This is a genomic window from Rossellomorea vietnamensis, from assembly GCF_001305855.1.
GTDB lineage: Bacteria > Bacillota > Bacilli > Bacillales > Bacillaceae_B > Rossellomorea > Rossellomorea vietnamensis_A.
Genome location: NZ_LIXZ01000003.1, coordinates 158,183 through 175,073, shown reverse-complemented (window position 1 = coordinate 175,073; position 16,891 = coordinate 158,183). Strand labels below are relative to the sequence as shown.

General features: G+C 45.4%; 14 protein-coding genes. 8 read left to right on the top strand and 6 right to left on the bottom strand.

What is annotated here, in order from left to right:
* Positions 1-65: 65 nt before the first annotated feature.
* Complete coding sequence (locus AM506_RS05535) at positions 66-371, bottom strand: AbrB/MazE/SpoVT family DNA-binding domain-containing protein (RefSeq protein ID WP_152968534.1); 306 nt, start codon at positions 369-371, stop codon at positions 66-68.
* A gap of 180 nt (positions 372-551) precedes the next feature.
* On the opposite strand from AM506_RS05535, the gene AM506_RS05530 reads away from it, so the two are divergent.
* The 3 genes from AM506_RS05530 to AM506_RS05520 all read left to right on the top strand — a co-directional run bounded on the left by AM506_RS05530 (position 552) and on the right by AM506_RS05520 (position 4,259).
* A complete protein-coding gene (locus AM506_RS05530) occupies positions 552-1,724 on the top strand; it encodes a cation:proton antiporter (protein ID WP_060671625.1) in 1,173 nt (390 codons plus the stop codon).
* A 64-nt stretch (positions 1,725-1,788) separates the two neighbouring features.
* A complete protein-coding gene (locus AM506_RS05525) occupies positions 1,789-3,111 on the top strand; it encodes an ATP-binding protein (RefSeq protein ID WP_200908416.1) in 1,323 nt (440 codons plus the stop codon).
* Between the two features lie 14 nt (positions 3,112-3,125).
* Positions 3,126-4,259, top strand: coding sequence for a DEAD/DEAH box helicase (locus AM506_RS05520; protein ID WP_060671491.1), 1,134 nt, complete (start codon positions 3,126-3,128; stop codon positions 4,257-4,259).
* A 58-nt stretch (positions 4,260-4,317) separates the two neighbouring features.
* Here the strand turns inward: AM506_RS05520 and AM506_RS05515 are convergent, their stop codons facing one another.
* Positions 4,318-5,937 carry an amidohydrolase gene (locus AM506_RS05515; protein WP_060671490.1) on the bottom strand — a complete coding sequence of 540 codons (1,620 nt, stop codon included), beginning with the start codon at positions 5,935-5,937 and terminating at the stop codon, positions 4,318-4,320.
* 143 nt (positions 5,938-6,080) lie between these two features.
* Here AM506_RS05515 and AM506_RS05510 point away from each other — a divergent pair, with 143 nt between their 5' ends.
* The gene (locus AM506_RS05510) at positions 6,081-6,626 is read left to right on the top strand and encodes a GNAT family N-acetyltransferase (RefSeq protein WP_060671489.1); all 546 of its coding nucleotides are present in this window, start codon (positions 6,081-6,083) and stop codon (positions 6,624-6,626) included.
* 843 nt (positions 6,627-7,469) lie between these two features.
* Here AM506_RS05510 and AM506_RS05505 read toward each other — a convergent pair.
* Positions 7,470-7,703, bottom strand: coding sequence for a hypothetical protein (locus AM506_RS05505; RefSeq protein WP_060671488.1), 234 nt, complete (start codon positions 7,701-7,703; stop codon positions 7,470-7,472).
* Positions 7,704-7,961: 258 nt separating this feature from the next.
* Between AM506_RS05505 and AM506_RS05500 the strand changes: the two genes are divergently transcribed.
* The gene (locus AM506_RS05500) at positions 7,962-10,211 is read left to right on the top strand and encodes a UvrD-helicase domain-containing protein (protein WP_060671487.1); all 2,250 of its coding nucleotides are present in this window, start codon (positions 7,962-7,964) and stop codon (positions 10,209-10,211) included.
* Between the two features lie 75 nt (positions 10,212-10,286).
* On the opposite strand, the gene AM506_RS22950 is transcribed toward AM506_RS05500, so the two are convergent.
* The 3 genes from AM506_RS22950 to kynU all read right to left on the bottom strand — a co-directional run bounded on the left by AM506_RS22950 (position 10,287) and on the right by kynU (position 12,461).
* Positions 10,287-10,424 carry a hypothetical protein gene (locus AM506_RS22950; RefSeq protein ID WP_200908415.1) on the bottom strand — a complete coding sequence of 46 codons (138 nt, stop codon included), beginning with the start codon at positions 10,422-10,424 and terminating at the stop codon, positions 10,287-10,289.
* Between the two features lie 114 nt (positions 10,425-10,538).
* Complete coding sequence (kynB, locus tag AM506_RS05495) at positions 10,539-11,162, bottom strand: arylformamidase (protein WP_060671486.1); 624 nt, start codon at positions 11,160-11,162, stop codon at positions 10,539-10,541.
* 21 nt (positions 11,163-11,183) lie between these two features.
* A complete protein-coding gene (kynU, locus tag AM506_RS05490) occupies positions 11,184-12,461 on the bottom strand; it encodes a kynureninase (protein ID WP_060671485.1) in 1,278 nt (425 codons plus the stop codon).
* Between the two features lie 223 nt (positions 12,462-12,684).
* Between kynU and AM506_RS05485 the strand changes: the two genes are divergently transcribed.
* The 3 genes from AM506_RS05485 to AM506_RS05475 all read left to right on the top strand — a co-directional run bounded on the left by AM506_RS05485 (position 12,685) and on the right by AM506_RS05475 (position 16,888).
* Entirely contained in the window at positions 12,685-14,064 is a 1,380-nt protein-coding gene (locus AM506_RS05485) for a sigma-54 interaction domain-containing protein (RefSeq protein ID WP_060671484.1), read from the top strand.
* Positions 14,065-14,138: 74 nt separating this feature from the next.
* The gene (locus AM506_RS05480; protein WP_060671483.1) at positions 14,139-15,524 is read left to right on the top strand and encodes a YjiH family protein; all 1,386 of its coding nucleotides are present in this window, start codon (positions 14,139-14,141) and stop codon (positions 15,522-15,524) included.
* A 41-nt stretch (positions 15,525-15,565) separates the two neighbouring features.
* A complete protein-coding gene (locus AM506_RS05475) occupies positions 15,566-16,888 on the top strand; it encodes an aspartate aminotransferase family protein (RefSeq protein ID WP_060671482.1) in 1,323 nt (440 codons plus the stop codon).
* The last annotated feature ends 3 nt before the right edge of the window (positions 16,889-16,891 follow it).

The following is a 16,891-nucleotide window of genomic DNA, read 5'->3' as shown; positions in this document are numbered from 1 at the left end:
AGTTTACATCATCTTGAAACAAAGGCACTTCGGGAAGGCTCGAGCTCATGACATACTTTGTATCGTTATTTCTCTCTTGTGATCATAAAACAGTTGTCTTTTTCGTTGATGTGCAGGCAGTAGGAGGATGGATACGTCATGCCCATTTCTTCCCGGAGTTCTTTCGGGATGTGAACCGTTCCTTTTTCTGAGATGTAGCGTTTGTTATGGGTGGAGTCCCGCGTGGCCTGCTTAATATAGAGGCAATTGTTTTGATAGACGAGCTCTGCAAGTTTTCCCGGCAGCAGTCCAAACTTCTCCCTCCATTTATGGGGGAGAGTGATTGTACCGCTTTTACTGAAAGGTTTGCTCCCATACATCATACTTAACATTCGCATCACCTGCCTTCACTATCATATTGTTCTCTTTTTACCTTCTCTTAGAAAAATAAACACTAATTTGAAAAATTAGGAAAAAGGTTGGATGTGAAGTTTAGTAAAATATAATGAGTGGAAATAATCTTGTAACTGGAGGTGTGAATCATCGAACCTATACATATTTTAATCTTGCTTATGATTGGTTATAGCGTCTTTACATTTGATAAAAAGAAGAAGAACATTCCTGTTCCCGTTGTTTTGCTCCTCATTGGAATAGGTCTCTCGTTTATTCCAGCGTTTTCTGATGTCACCCTGACAAAGGATATTATATTCCAGTGGTTTCTGCCTGCACTTTTATTTATATCCGCTTATCAATTTCCTGCAAAGGCTTTAAAGAAACATGCTGGAATCATCACTCTCCTAAGTACGGTCGGTATCGTCATCACTACGTTATTGATGAGTCTCCTTACGTACTACGGTTTACATCCCTGGATCCCTATGACCTATGGAGAAGCTTTACTGATTTCTGCAATCTTAACACCGACGGATCCGATTTCAGTCGTATCGGTTTTGAAGGAATCTTCAAACAGAGACGACATAGCCGATGTAGTGGAGGGGGAATCGATGATCAATGACGGCACAAGTATCGTTCTCTTTACAGTTGTGGCCGGAATCTACTTTGGAGGGGAGACGTTTTCCATTTCTTCTTTCATGGGAGAATTCCTGTTGGTTTCTCTGGGAGGGATCGTGTTGGGTGTGACGCTTGGATGGATGGCGAGTAAAGCGATCCACTTCACGACAGATTCGCGATATCAGATCATGCTGAGTATCATCCTTGCATACGGAACCTTTTACGTGGGGGAGGAGTTGGGTGTCTCAGGCGTCCTTGCAACAGTATCCTCAGGAATCATGCTTTCCTATGAATATGGAAAAACAATAAAGGAAAATCACTTCAGGAAGGACCTGGATGGTTTCTGGACCGTTATTGAACCGACCATTCTGACTTTTTTATTCTTATTGATCGGAATCCAGACAACACGATATTTATCTTTTTCTTTAACCGGATGGATCTTCTTCCTTTTTGTTCTCTCATTATTTGTTCGCTATGTTATTATTATTGGTGTTGTAAAAATGAAAGAAACATGGAGGATGCAGTATGGATGGAAGGAAGTATCCATCTTAACCTGGGCTGGAATTAAAGGAACGATGTCTGTTGCTTTATTATTGGGTCTAGATGATCAAGGCCCATTTCTTCTGCACTCCTTAACATTCGGAGTCATCATGCTCTCACTCCTGATACAAAGCGTGGGAATCTATCCTTTATCTACATTGTTCCTTAAAGGGGAGAAAAAGGGGAAAGATTATTGATAAATTGGTAAGAATTGTGAAACCATAGGGGAAAGACTATTGGAATTTAGGTGAACTTCACATCATGAAACAAGCTAAAGATATTGCCTTGAAAATATCCGTCACCTATGTATTGTTAGGCGCATTATGGATTGTGTTGTCAGATTATGTTTTTATGATTATCGCACATGAAAAGCTTAGTATGTATATATATTTTCAGCGCTATAAGGGCTGGTTATTTACGTTTGTAACAGGTATCATCATTTTTTTTCTCATATACCGCAGGACAAATGAGCTGATTCTTTCCAACGAGAAACTGTCGAAAAAAGAGAAGCAGCTCCAAATAAGGAATCAGCATTATCATTCCCTGTTCGAACAAAATCCCGATGCTGTCTTAGAGCTTAGCCTGGATGGGCATGTCGTATCTGTGAACGCAGAAGCTGAGGGGTTGCTTGAATTCACCCATGATGAGTTAAAGGAAGTGAAATTTAGTGAATTCTTGGATGAAGAAGAAATGAAGCGGGTGACAGACTACTTTTTCGCTACGTTCAAAGGTCTCGCATCTACCTTTGAAACGAAAATTCATATCGGCGATAATAAAGGAAAGATCCTGCGGTGCTCCCTCGTTCCGATTATCATTAATCGAGAGGTGACGGGAATGTTTGCAATCGCAAGGGATATCACATTGAATCGGGAAAACGAAGAAATGGTGGTCGCATCTGAGAAACTTTCCGTCATTGGCCAGTTAGCAGCGGCCGTTGCCCATGAAATTCGCAACCCGCTCACATCTCTCAAGGGATTTATCCAACTTATGCAAACGACCAATACCATCAACCACAATCATTTGGACATTATGCTCTCTGAAGTGGATCGAATCGATTTGATTTCAGGTGAGATGCTGATTCTTGGAAAACAACAAGAAACCCATTTTCGTCATGAAAGAATTGACGATATCCTCCAGCAGGTCCTCGTCCTTATGGAAGCACAGGCCAATCTTGATAACGTGTCCATTATATATGAGAACCTGTCTGAAAAACCTTTGTGTGTATTATGCGAGTCAAATCAGCTGAAACAGGTTTTCATCAATATCATTAAAAATGCCGTGGAAGCGATCCCCCCATCCAGGGATGGAAGGGTCTCAATCACATTGGTCCAGCATGGAACGGACGCTCATGTCATCGTAAAGGACAATGGGGTGGGAATGGACCCGGAACGAATCGAGCATCTCGGAGAGCCGTTTTACTCGACCAAAGAAAAAGGGACGGGTCTTGGCCTCGCTGTTTGTCAAAAAATCATCGAACGACACAAAGGACATATACACTTTCAAAGTGAAAAACAAAAAGGAACGGCAGTGGAGATCAGCTTACCCGTAAAGGAAAGTGAGACTACCTCCGACTTTGCCGATTAGAAAGGACGAATTCAATGAATTCAATTTCAGAAATTATACATTCCCCGTCTCTCCAGAAAAACTGGGAAGAATCAGGATTTACCGCCTTCACCCCTGTACAGGAAAAAGTCGTGCCCCTCATCTTGGAGGGGAAGGATGTCGTATGTGAATCACCGACGGGGACCGGGAAAACCCTCGCATATTTACTGCCGATCATCCAGGCCATCGATCCATCAAGAAAACAGGCACAGGCTGTAATCCTCGCACCATCAAGAGAGCTGGTCATGCAGATCCATCAGGAAATCCAGAAATGGGCGAAGGGAACAGACATCACGAGCGCTGCCTTCATCGGAGGGGCGAACATTAAAAAACAGGTCGAGAAGCTGAAGAAAAAGCCGCATATCGTAGTCGGAACAACAGGTCGCCTGATCGAACTGATGAAAATGAAAAAGCTGAAGATGCATGAAGTGAAAACCATCGTCGTCGATGAATTTGATTTAATGATTTCATCAGAACATATCCGCGAAGTGAAGGATATCATCAAATCGACTTTGAAAGAGCGTCAGGTGCTTTTCTTCTCTGCAACTTTATCAGATGAAACGGAACAAGTAGCCGACTCTCTCTTACAGAACCATGAAATTGTCAAAATGGAAGCCAACCTCGATAATCCGAAAGTGGATCATGTCTTTGTGTATAGTGAACTGCGGGATAAGATGGAAGCCCTCAGGAGCATCTCTTACTTCAAAGGAATCAAGGCACTGGTATTTTTCAATCAATTGGAGAAACTCTCTGAAATGGAAGAAAAGCTTAAATTTAAGGGAGTCGAGCTTGAAGTACTCGCAGGAGACTCAAACAAGATGGAACGTAAGCAATCCCTTGACCGTTTCCGCTCAGGTAAGGTATCCATGCTTCTGACAACCGATGTCGCGGCACGCGGCCTCGATATCACGGATGTCACACACGTCATCCATTTCGATTTTCCGAGCGACACGAAGCAGTACATCCACCGTTCAGGAAGAACCGGCCGCATGGGTGCAGAAGGAACCGTCATCTGCCTCGTCTCAAAGCGCGAGCTGAGCTTCCTTGAAAAACTAAGCAAAGAACTCAACCTCCCATTCCAGGAAAAAACCATCCGCGGCGGCGGACTCCAAGAACCGGAAACAAAATAAAAATAGAGGTCCGTCCCCGGATATGAGGGACGGACCTCTATTTATTTTTAAGCTGCCGCTACTTTTCATACACAATCCGGCCGTCCATCAGCGTCATCCATACACTTGTCTCAAGCAGTTCCTCTGCCTCAATTTCGAATGGGTTCCGGTCCAAAACGGCTATATCAGCTTTCTTCCCGACCTCGATCGTTCCTAGATCATGCTCCCTGAAGTTTCCGTAAGCAGGGGATTTCGTGTAGTGGATCAGGGAATGGGCCAAGGAAATTTTCTCCTGGGGATTCCATCCGCCTTGAGGAGAACCGTCTTCATGCTTCCGGGTGACGGCCCTGTATAGACCGAGCATCGGATTCAAGTCCACAATCGGAAAGTCCGTTCCGAATGCAATGGGTGCGTCATGCTTCTGCAATGAACCGATCGGCCACGTATAGCGTGCCCGCTTCATCCCGAGTCGGTCCAGATAAGCATGAGTGTCCATTGAACCGGACGTCAGATGCTCAGGTTGGATGGATGCGATGACTCCGAGCTTCTGAAAGCGCTCAAAGTCATCTGGACTGCAGACCTCAATATGCTCGATTGTATGCCGTGAATCCCGTGTGCCATTCACATCCCGCGCATGCTCATATAGATCCAGTCCGAGTCTCACAGCCGCATCGCCGCAAGCGTGAAGGCGAATCCGGAACCCTTCCCGGTCCGCATCCTCGATCCATTTTTGGTATACATGAGGTTCATATATCGTCCCGCCTTTTTCAGTTGGACGGTCATAGTATGGCTGAAGCAAATAACCGGTATACGTCAGGGGGACCCCATCCAGGAACTGCTTCAAACCTGAAAACTGAAGCTTATCCGACTGATACGTCTCCCTATAATACCTGCCACGCTCGAGATCACCATCCAGCACGTCCAGAAAGTGAATGCGTGTCGTCAGCTCCCCTTTTTCTTCAAATTCCCGATAAAACCCGGGATCTCCCAATGTATAACCGGGAAGAGGCAGCATGTCAGCAACGGAAGTGATTCCGTAGGATGCCGTTTTCTTCAGCATTCCGTTCATCAGTCTGTCCTTTGCTTTCTTTTCAAATGTAAAAGCTTCCGCCACATACTGTACTGCCGTCTCATATAAAAATCCCGTCGGTTCACCGTTCTCATCTTTTTCAATCTTTCCGAAGGGAGGTTCGGGAGTATCCCGGTGGATTCCCAATTTCTCGAGGGCAGCCGTATTCAGCCATGCGCTATGAGCTTCTTCATTGAGCAGCACAACGGGGCGGTGGGGCAGGTATCGATCCAATGAATGGCGAGTGGGAAGAGTCTGGCCAGGCCAGCGAACATGATGCCATCCGAATCCGAGCACCCATTCTTCATCGGGATGTTCCCGGGCGTATTCAGCCACCATTCTCACCGTCATTTCCTCGGTATATCCGAAAGTCAGTTGACAGAACCCTTCAAACATCGCTCCTAAGAACCAATGAAGATGAAAATCATGGAACCCTGCCGTCACCAGGCGGTTTCCGGCATCCCTGATTTCCGTAGAGGGTCCTATGAAACTCTCCATCTCCGAACGGGGGCCAACCCCAATGATCACATCATCTTTTACTGCAACAAAGCCGTCGATTGGAGAAGTCGCATTCCCGGTGAATAGGGCAGTACTTACCAGTAGTTTATCCGCTTTCAACGCAATCCCCATCCTTTTTCTTCTAATACATCGATTGTAACCAGATGAAGGAAAGAACACAATCGGCGATTTTATAAAAACTTTCTCTTTCAAGAAGGCATTGGAAAATCCAGTGTTGAATACTTAAGGAGAACAAGAAGCAAAGGAGAATGAGAATGTTGACACGAACTTTTCCGGCACTTGAAACAGAAAGATTTCGCTTACGGCAGATGAAAGAAGGGGATGCTCCCCGTGTTTTTGATTATTTCTCAAAAGATGAAGTCACCCGATATTATGATTTGGAAACATTTCAAGAGGAAAAACAGGCAGTAGAGATCATCGAGAAGTGGAACGAAAGGTTTCACATAAATGAAGGGATACGTTGGGGGATTGCCCTGAAAGGAACCGACGAAATCATTGGAAGCTGCGGGTTTCATCAATGGGAGAAAGAACATTTTAAAGCCGAGATAGGATTTGAGGTTCATCCAGTTTACTGGAGACAAGGGGTTATCACAGAAGTATTGCAGCCGATCCTCGCATACGGCTTTGAAGAAATGAATCTTAATCGGATTGAAGCGTATTACGACCCTGAAAATGTGGCGTCGAAGAGTAGTCTTGAAAAAGCCGGCTTTACGTTTGAAGGCATATTGAGAAAAGCGGCATTTGAAAAAGGCGTTTTCTGCGATGCGGCTGTCTGTTCTTTATTAAAAGAAGAATATTGACCACAAATTTAAGACGCTGCTTATGCCTATACCACATAAACAGCGCCTTAACTTAAGTAAATCTTATTCAATTAACTTTACTATCCTTTCTTACTAATACACATACGTAACATTCATTTAACAATTAAATTAATGGTCTTGCATGGTTTATTAGTTTATTTTCACTTTCCGCTGATTTTCCCACACGCCCACATGTTACGAAGATAGTTTTCACGGGCTATCTTCTTGCGTATCATGATGTTAGCATGCTTCGCTTACACTCTTCATTGGAATCATCTCCTGAAATAAGATTGCGCATTCCCGCATGTCCACACATCTTGAAATCAGTTTTCACGGGCCGATCTCAAAAGCGAGATGTGATGCTGACACGCTTTGCTAGCTCACTTCATTGGAATCACGCCTTCCTTTAAAGGTTGTTTTGTAAATCATTTATTAATTATATATTAACAAATTATAAAATTAATGCAAATGTTCAGAATAATCAATATAGTGCGATTTTGGGTGGTTTTTGAATTGAAATGGGCGGTTATCTTGCTTTATCTTAATTTTTCTTGTTTTTTTAAAATTCCTTGTTAAAACCTTGGGGGATGGTCGTTGAATGAGTGATTCATATTTATGTAGACCGTTCCTTTTCGCTGCAGGTGCTCGCTTTCCGCGGGGCTGGCGGTGAGCCTCCTCGGCTTCGCCTGCGGGGTCTCACCTGTCCAGCTTTCCCCGCCGGAGTCGAGCACCTTCCGCTTCAATCCACTCTGTGCTTCTTCATTAAGTAACACTTATAAAGAATTGAAAGGTGTAACACTAAATTCTTTTTAAAAAATTTTGAGCATAACTTCCAAAAATCCCTTAATCCAATCTCCTATTAAGATAATTCTCCTCCAAATCCATTTCCTTATTCACCAAGAGTTCCATTTCTTCGAGATGTTGCGTTTCTACTACGGGGTCGAGGTGGGACCAGTGGATTTTGTTTATGAAGTAGTAGTTTCTGATTTTTCTTAGGATGACAAGGGAGTGGGGGAAGTGGTCGAATTCTGCTTTTATGCTGTTGAAGCGGGTAAAGCCCCATTTTGTTAGTTTCATTGTTTATCACCTAGTGTTCTATTACCTTTTCTTTCAATCTATTAATCCTTGTGGAGCATATTGGATTTAAACAAACGTTTGATTAGTGTTTCAAAACATTTATTCTACTAGGGTTCGGGGGATTAAACAATCGTTTAACAGTATTTTCATATCGGGTGGTCTTTACCTTTCGACCTGAGATTGTCATTGCTATTCACGAAGGGCTCTTGTTATGATGAGAAGGTTATGAATCGTAAAGAAAAGCTAGGAGAATGAGCTTTGAATAAAGTATTATCCAACTATTCCATTTACCCATATGAAGCAGATAAGAAAGAGATCCCCGTGGCCCCGCTCCATAAGGGAGAGACCACGAAGCAGCTGATATCCTCCCGTGATGAGGATGCTTTTTTCTTTCGGACGATGGAGGAAGCGGGCATTCATCTGAATGCGGCTCAGATTGAAGCAGTCCGTCATGTAAAAGGGCCCTGCTTGACCCTTGCAGGAGCGGGAACGGGAAAGACGACGGTACTTGTCTGTCGTGCAGGCTACTTGATGGCCGTGAAAAATATTCAGCCGAGAAATATTTTGCTTGTCACATTCACCAAGAAAGCCTCTGAAGAAATGAAGCAGCGGATTGCAAGGCTTCCGGGAGCAGAGCATGGTGGACAGGTTCATGCCAGCACGTTTCATGCCCTGTTCCTCTATTTACTCAGATCCCGTCATTACACACAGGAAGTGATCGGGAACGAGCGCTATAAACAAATCATTTTAAAACAGATCCAGAGAGAAATGAATATATACGATCCGTATGACTCCGAGACGCTCCTTGCCAAGCTTTCTCATTATAAGCTGAATCAGAAAGATATACGGGAGCTCCCTGAGAAGTCGAAGTCAGAAAAAGAAGTGAGAAGCATCCTCTTAAAATATGAAGAGTGGAAGCGCATGAATCATAAGATGGATTTTGATGATATTTTGACAGAGGCGTATCAACTATTACTGGGGAACCCGAATCTGCTGACTTCCCTTCAGCACCGTTTCCAGTATGTGATGGTCGACGAATTCCAGGATACGAATCTGGTACAATATGAGCTGATCAAATTGATTGCGGCTCATCGGAATTTGTTCGTGGTCGGGGATGATGATCAAACCATTTACACCTTTAACGGCGCCCGGAACGAATTCATTCTGGATTTTGATGAGGAGTTTCCCGATGCCAAAGTCGTGACCCTGAAAGAAAACTACCGGTCAGACGCTTATATCATCGGACTCGGGAATGAAGTCATCGGGCGGAATGACCACCGGCGGAAAAAAGAGCTGATTGCCACAAAAGTGGAGGGACAGAAGCCTCTCTATTCAAGACCCGCGACAGCCGATGAAGAAGCCGTCTGGATCACTGAAGAGATTCAAAGATTACTGGATGAAGGGTATGGTTATGGGGATATGACGATTCTCCACCGTACGATGAGCAGTGGGCGTGCCGTCTTCGAGCAGCTCCTGTTAAAGGAGATTCCCTTCACACCATACAATCAAAAGGATTCCCTATTCTATGATAACTGGACCGTGAAACCCGTGGTGGACTACTTGCGATTATCGATCGTCCCGAGAAATTTCTCGGCCATGGAATCACTGCTGCCCACCCTTTTTATCCGAAGGGACCGGGGAATGGCTCACATCCTGGAAGAAGAACAGAAAGAGCGGAAGAAATATCCCCTCATTCACTTAACGACTTTATCCGGTTTGAAGCCTTTCCAGGTGAAGAATGTGAAAGAACGGATGAAGTTCCTGAAGGAGATCGGTGACCAGTCACCGGAAAGTGCCATCAAACGCATCCGGAAGGAATTCTATCACCAGTACATCGACGCCCAGGAATCTCATGTGGTGACCGAACAGAAGGAGCTCATTAAAGAAATGCTGGACGAGCTTGAAGGCTCGGCAAAGCGCTTTGATACGATTTCAAGCTTCATTACCTTTATTGATGAGATGAAAGCGAAGTATGAGGAAATCTATTCGAATCAAAGAAGGAACAAAGACACAAACAGTGTTTCCCTCATGACGATTCACCGCTCAAAGGGTCTTGAGTTCCCCGTCGTGTTTTTAATCGGAGCCATCGAAGGGAACCTTCCCCACAGTTCAGCCCTTAATGCCAATAAGCTCGAGGATAAGGTGTATAAGGACCCGAACCAGAAGGAGAAGATGACAGGTGCAGTCGAGGAAGAAAGGCGCCTAGCCTATGTAGCCATCACGAGGGCAAAAGAGAAATTATTCATTTCTTCCCCAGCTTATTATCAAGGCGAACAGCGGAAGAGCTCGCGTTTTATTTCGGACTTATTCAAACAGACGCCACACGCTGAACCGAGACCATCTAAAAAGGCGAGAGTTGGAAAGGTGAGTAAGATTCTTGCCTGGGTGTGCACAAGCTCTGAGTGCATTGCCTGGCAGAGGCCGGAAACCCATGAAGATACCGAATCCAAAGTTTGTCCCCTTTGTTCAAGCCCGATGAAACTGGGAGAAAAGGACATTATCGAATAAAAAAAGCCCCGGCGTCCTGAAATTGTCAGGATGCCGGGGCTTTTTTGCGGTTTGTCTCGTCAATAAACCGACCCGTCACTGCGAAAAATGATCATCACGCGAATCAACCTTCTTCGAATCATTCGAATCCAAAGCCTGTCTTAAAAAATAAATAAGTATACCCATGATCATTCCAAGTATCACGATAAAACCGATGGTGATGGTGATTCCCATAAGCCCCACTCCTTTTTTCCGACTCTTTCATGTACATGATGCTATACGTCTACTATCAGTCTATGAAAAAGGAGTGGAGATATATTCGACCAGAAGGACAAAAGGTTCGCGATTTTACGTGCGGTCAATCAAAACGGCACGAACCGGGGAACCATCCCCTTCTTTAAGTGGGAGGGGGAGGGCTATCAGTTCGTATATTCCGGGTGTTACATGGGTAAGGTCGATCCCTTCGAGAATCCCGATGTCATGTTTTCGCAGAGAGTGATGGGCTTCCAATTCCTTGCTGTCCAAAGGATCAACAGAGGGAAGATCCACCCCGATCAGATCAATGCCCTTTTCCTTTAAAAAAGGGGCAAGTTCCTTCGGGATAGGGGGGATCTGCCCGGGGAATCGATTTGGATCACTCCAGGCATTGGTTTTAAACAGAACTTTTTTGACATCCGTAAAGTCGATCTTCCTTAATCGTTCAGGACTGATTTCCGGAGTACCCTCCAACGAAACCACGATGGCCGGTCCCATAAAACGTTCCAGGGGCATATCGAGGATCCGGTTCCCGTCACTGTCAAAATGGAAGGGAGCATCCACATGGGTGCCGGTATGGGAACTCATGGTCAGCTGGCCGACATTGACGGATCCCGTTTCTTCCTTCGTCCAATTCAAGGAGAAGGAAAAAGGCGTGTCTCCCGGCCAAACAGGCGTTTCATTATGCAGGGGTCTTGAAATATCGATCATTTTCATGATTGCCTCTTCCTTTCCGTGTTAAGCGACAACATTCCGCGTATTTTCAAACTGCTTGTATTCTTCTTTTTCCATGATGTTCTTCAAGATGTGGATCGTCTTCCATACATCTTCGTACGACGAGTAAAGAGCCACCGGTGCCAGCCGGATCACATTCGGTGCCCGGAAGTCAGGTGTCACCCTGTTTGCTTTCAAGGCTTTGCAGATTCTTGCCGCTTCTTCATGCTGCAGACTGATATGTCCGCCCCGGCGATCATCTTCAAGGGGATTGCAGATGGTAAACCCATATCCTTTAAGCTCCTGTTGGAATACATCCATCATGAATCTTGTAAGTGACAGGGATTTCTTTCTCAGATTCTCCATCCCGGCTTCTTCAAACATCTGGAGGGAGCCTAGGAGGGGGGCGCTGCTCAAAATATGGGGGGTCCCGATTTGGAATGCTCCGGCAGAATCGGCATGAGAGAGCGTATGATCCATATCAAACTGCGCATCTTTCCGGGAACTGAACCAGCCGGAAAGACCGGGCTTTTTCCCTTTGTGCCGGTTGTGGACGAACAATCCCCCGACCCCACCAGGTCCGCTGTTTAAGTATTTGTAATTGCACCACACCGCAAAGTCCACCCCATCTTCGTGCAGCTGATGAGGGAGGGCCCCGATCGAATGAGCGAGGTCGAATCCGATGACAATATCACGTTTATGGGCTTCCTTCGTCAAGCGTTTGATATCCAGCAGCTGCCCGCTTCGGTAAAGGACGGAAGGTAATAGGATAAGGGCGATCTCATCGGTCATCTGAAGAATGATGTCTTCCTCACTCAGGGTGTACCCATCCCTGCTTTTCACCTGGACCAAATGTTCGTCAGGGGAATACCCCTTTAATTCCAGCTGACTTTGAACCGCGTAAATATCCGACGGGAAAGTCAGTTCATCTGCCAGAATCTTCGTTCGTTTTCCGTGAGGTTGATAGAATGTGGCCAGTAACTGATGAAGATTCGTCGTGATGGAACCAGTCACAATGACTTCTTCCTTCTCAGCACCCACTAAAGGAGCCGTCATTTCTCCAAGCTTCTCAGAATAATAGAACCACGGCTCCTGTCCGTCCATCCAGCCGTCGATGCCGTGCTCCTTCCAATCATTCAATGAAGTCAAAAGCGACTCCTCGGCTCGCTTCGACAACAGGCCCAAGGAGTTCCCGTCCATATAATAATGATCTTCCTTTATGTAGAATTCCTTTCGGAAATGAGAAAGCATATCCAGTTTATCCATCTCTTTGGCATGTTCCAACGTCAATGTATGTGTCATCCCTATCCCACCTTTCACAGTCTTACCAAAATCATAATCGAAATGATTTGAATAGTAAAATAATTGTTCCGTAAGAGGGGGAGTTCTTTTATACATTTTTAAATAAATTATTCAAAAATGTATAAAAAGTCAAAATAGTCTGGTATAAATGGATTAATATAAAAAAATTCAGCGGAATTATTCATAATTGAATAAACCAAGGAAGTGGGAAGGACTGACCGGGATGACTGAGACGAAAAAAAGTTGGAATGAAAACGAAGCCATTCTTCACTCATTGCAGGACGATATTTTAGTAACGAATACAGACGGGATCATTTTGAAAGTCAGTGAGGCGACTGGTGGCATTTATAACGTAAAATCAGAGGATATGGTAGGGAAATCCGTCTATGATCTTGAGAGAGAGGGAATCTTCACCCCCATTTTGACTCCACTCGTTTTAAAGGAAAAAAAGAAAATTACGTTGGTGCAGACAAGTAAAGACGGGAAAAAGCTTCTGGTGACAGGGATCCCTGTTTTCCATGAAAATGGAGAGCTTGTACGGATCGTCAGCTATTCACATGACGTAACGGAATTATTGAATATGAAGAAATACTTAGAGGACATGGAAGATGAGATGGAACGGGTGAAAAGCGAACTTGAAATCCTCAGGAGCCGTCATTATTATTCTGAAGGGATCATTGCCACAAGTGATGAGATGAAGAGGGTTCTCCAGATGGCCCTGCAAGTGGCGGAAGTGGATGTGAATGTCCTGTTGCTGGGGGAATCCGGTGTCGGCAAGTCCCATATTGCGAAATTCATCCATAATAAAAGCCAAAGAAAAGGGGGACCTTTCATTGAGGTCAATTGCGGTGCGATACCGGAATCCTTATTTGAAGCTGAGTTCTTCGGGTATGAACCCGGCTCGTTCACGGGGGCGGATCGCAAGGGGAAGGTAGGATTGGCTGAACTTGCAGAAGGAGGGACTCTGTTTCTCGATGAAATCGGGGAGCTGTCACAACCCAATCAAGTGAAAATCTTAAAATTCATCCAAGAGAAACAATTTTACCGGGTAGGCGGTACGAAGCAAAGGAAGGTGGACTTTCGGGTCCTGGCAGCGACAAACAGGGATTTGGAGATGGCCGTGGAGAACAGGGAATTCAGGCAGGATCTATTCTTTCGTCTGAATGTCGTTCCCATCACCATCCCGCCTTTAAGGGAGCGGACCTCGGATATTATTTCAATGATCGATTATTTTGTAGGGTATTTTTGTGAGAAATATCAGCGCCGAAGGACCTTGGATGAAGGGATCATTCACCAGCTTCTCATTCAGGAGTGGAAAGGGAATGTCAGGGAGTTGATGAATCTGATCGAGAGGCTGATTGTCACATCCTCAAGGCAGATCATTGAGATGGAGAACCTTCCGGGTCGATACATAAAACATAGTGGTGATCTTTCAGCGTTTGACCGTGAAGGACAATCACTAAAAGATATTCTTGAAGCGGTTGAAGAGCAGGTGCTGAAGAAAGCGAGGCATCAGTATAAAACGACGACTCTCATGGCACAAAATCTTGGGATCAGTCAGCCTTCAGTAGTCAGAAAAATGAAAAAATACAGCATTGGATAAAAAATTGGCATGATACTTGCAGGTTCTTAAGTGAATAGAAGGATAAATGAATCATTTCAAAGGGGTGTTTGACAATGGAGGTTGGGAAACAAAATGTCAGTCAGTTACAAACCCGGTCCGGGAGATCAACCAGGGAAGCAATGAAGTTTATCATTCCTTCCTTAATAGGAGTATTGCTGTTTTTGGTCCCTGTGACATACGAAGGGAACATGACGATCGGGGTCGGGATCTTTGCTTCTTATTTTCAGGGGATGTTAGAAGGAGTATTGCCATTATTCATGACGATCATTTTTGGACTATCCGCTCTCATGGCCATTTATACAAAACTTCTTCAACCGAAGTGGATCGTCTCACAACCATTTCTAAAAGGGCTTTTTGATGTAGGTGCGTTCTGGATCACCATCCGTGTCATCGGATCAGTCTTTGCCATCATGACCGTAAACGGAATCGGTCCTGAATGGATCATATCCGACTATACAGGCGGCACGGTTCTGTATTCGTTAGTCCCTGTTTTGACCACATGGTTTTTGTTTGCAGGTTTATTGATGCCCCTTTTATTGGATTTTGGACTGATGGACTTCTTCGGGACACTGCTGCAAAAGATCATGAAGCCTTTGTTCCAGCTGCCGGGACGGTCTTCCATTGATGCTCTGGCTTCCTGGATGGGGAGTGGGACGGTCGGGGTCCTCATTACAACGAAACAATTTGAAGAGGGCTACTACACAAAACGGGAAGCTGCGGTCATTGCCACCAACTTCTCTGTTGCTTCCATCGCTTTCAGTCTCGTGATCGTCAGTTTCATAGGTTTGGAGTCCATGTTTGTGCAATTATACGGAACGGTCGTCATCGCAGGGATCGCAGCAGCGGTGATTTGCCCGCGCATCCCGCCTCTTTCCCGTAAAAAAGACACATACTATGAGCCCGTCGGTATGCAAATCTCTGAAACGGTACCTGAAAATGTTTCCCGTTTTCAATGGGGCTTCGAAAAAGCCGTGGAAAAAGCATCTGAAGTGAAAAGTGTCGGGGAAGTGACCAAAAAAGGATTGCAAAACGTCTTTGATATCTGGTTCGGACTCATTCCACTCGTCATGGCCCTTGGGACGCTTGCTTTAGTCGTGGCAGAATACACACCGGTTTTTGATATACTTGCTTACCCGGTTGTTCCACTCCTTGAGCTATTGCAAATCCCGCAGGCTGCTGATGCTGCCCCTGCGATGATCGTCGGGTTTGCCGATATGTTCCTGCCTGCAGTGGTGGGTAGCGGGATCGAAAGCGAGTTAACGAGATTTGTAATCGCGGCCATGTCTTTGACTCAATTAATCTACATGTCTGAAATCGGGATTCTATTAATCAAATCTAAAATTCCGATTAGCTTCCTGGATCTCTTTATCATCTTCATCCAACGAACCATCATCACATTACCAATCGTCGCGTTACTGGCGCACTTTTTCTTTATGTAAAACCTCAAAGATTTAGACAAAATGAATATGGGGGTACTGAAATGGAACGAACGTTTGAAGAGCTTATCGAGAGGATGCCGGACCGCCTGGCACCGAGTATGGCAAAGGATCATCCGAATTTGCCGGTAGTGAAGGAAGAGGGATGTTACTATTACGGACTGGACGGGAAACAATATCTTGATTTCACGTCTGGCATTGCCGTGACGAATGTGGGTCATCGCCACCCGAAAATCGTACAGGCGATCAAGGATGCAGCGGACGGTCTGATGCACGGTCCTTCAGGCGTCATCATGTATGAATCGATCCTTCGCCTGGCGGATGAACTGGCAGAAATCCTTCCAGGTGACCTGGATAGTTTCTTCTTTGCCAACAGTGGTACGGAAGCCATCGAAGGTGCGATCAAGCTTGCTAAATATGTAACGAAGCGTCCTTATGTCATATCTTTTACGGGGTGCTTTCATGGCCGCTCATTAGGGGCACTCAGTGTAACCACTTCGAAAAGTAAGTATCGAAAGTTCATGCAGCCTTCAGGGTTGACGTATCAGATTCCGTATGCGAATGAACGTGAGTGTCCAGAGGGAGAAGATTCAGCCCGGTATGTTGTCAGCAAGCTTGAAAAGGATTTTGAAACGCTTTTTGATCACCAGGTCACCCCGGAAGAAGTGGCGTGTGTCATTTTAGAACCGGTGTTGGGGGAAGGGGGGTATATCGTCCCTCCGAAAGCCTGGCTCAAGAAGGTGAGGGAGATTTGTGACCGACATGATATACTACTGATTTTCGATGAAGTTCAAACGGGCTTCGGACGTACGGGTAATTGGTTTGCGGCACAAACCTTCGATGTGACACCGGATATTATGGCGATCGCGAAAGGTATTGCTTCGGGTCTTCCCCTGAGCGCGACAGTGGCGTCCAATAAGCTGATGAAACAGTGGCCGCTTGGAAGTCATGGGACGACATTCGGGGGGAACCCGATCGCATGCTCTGTCGGTCTTGCCACCCTTGAGGTCATGAAGGAGGAAAGGCTCCTTGATAATACGAAGACGATGGGGGCATACGCCGTTTCGAGGCTCGAGAAGTTGAAAGAGAAACATCCGGTGATCGGAAGCATCCGGGCGGTGGGCTTGATGATCGGGATTGAAATCGTCCATCCAAAGACGGGTAAACCGAATCAGGAAGGCTTGATGGACATCCTTGACCGGGCGCTTGAAAAAGGGGTTTTATTTTATCTATGCGGAAAACACTCAGAAGTGATCCGCATGATTCCACCCCTTACGGTTACAAAAGAGCAGATTGACGCCGGTCTTCACATGCTGGATGAAGCGGTGACGGAGTATGAGGCGTCACTGATGAGTCACCTGGATTAAAAT

Bases quoted from the DNA above. Each gene is read 5' to 3' on its own strand.
- AM506_RS22950 (WP_200908415.1), bottom strand. From the start codon at position 10,424: ATGGGAATCACCATCACCATCGGTTTTATCGTGATACTTGGAATGATC.
- AM506_RS05520 (WP_060671491.1), top strand. From the start codon at position 3,126: ATGAATTCAATTTCAGAAATTATACATTCCCCGTCTCTCCAGAAAAAC.
- AM506_RS05480 (WP_060671483.1), top strand. From the start codon at position 14,139: ATGGAGGTTGGGAAACAAAATGTCAGTCAGTTACAAACCCGGTCCGGG.
- AM506_RS05510 (WP_060671489.1), top strand. From the start codon at position 6,081: ATGTTGACACGAACTTTTCCGGCACTTGAAACAGAAAGATTTCGCTTA.
- AM506_RS05485 (WP_060671484.1), top strand. From the start codon at position 12,685: ATGACTGAGACGAAAAAAAGTTGGAATGAAAACGAAGCCATTCTTCAC.
- kynU (WP_060671485.1), bottom strand. From the start codon at position 12,461: ATGACACATACATTGACGTTGGAACATGCCAAAGAGATGGATAAACTG.
- AM506_RS05475 (WP_060671482.1), top strand. From the start codon at position 15,566: ATGGAACGAACGTTTGAAGAGCTTATCGAGAGGATGCCGGACCGCCTG.
- AM506_RS05515 (WP_060671490.1), bottom strand. From the start codon at position 5,937: ATGGGGATTGCGTTGAAAGCGGATAAACTACTGGTAAGTACTGCCCTA.
- AM506_RS05505 (WP_060671488.1), bottom strand. From the start codon at position 7,703: ATGAAACTAACAAAATGGGGCTTTACCCGCTTCAACAGCATAAAAGCA.
- AM506_RS05530 (WP_060671625.1), top strand. From the start codon at position 552: ATGATTGGTTATAGCGTCTTTACATTTGATAAAAAGAAGAAGAACATT.
- AM506_RS05535 (WP_152968534.1), bottom strand. From the start codon at position 371: ATGTTAAGTATGATGTATGGGAGCAAACCTTTCAGTAAAAGCGGTACA.
- AM506_RS05525 (WP_200908416.1), top strand. From the start codon at position 1,789: ATGAAACAAGCTAAAGATATTGCCTTGAAAATATCCGTCACCTATGTA.
- kynB (WP_060671486.1), bottom strand. From the start codon at position 11,162: ATGAAAATGATCGATATTTCAAGACCCCTGCATAATGAAACGCCTGTT.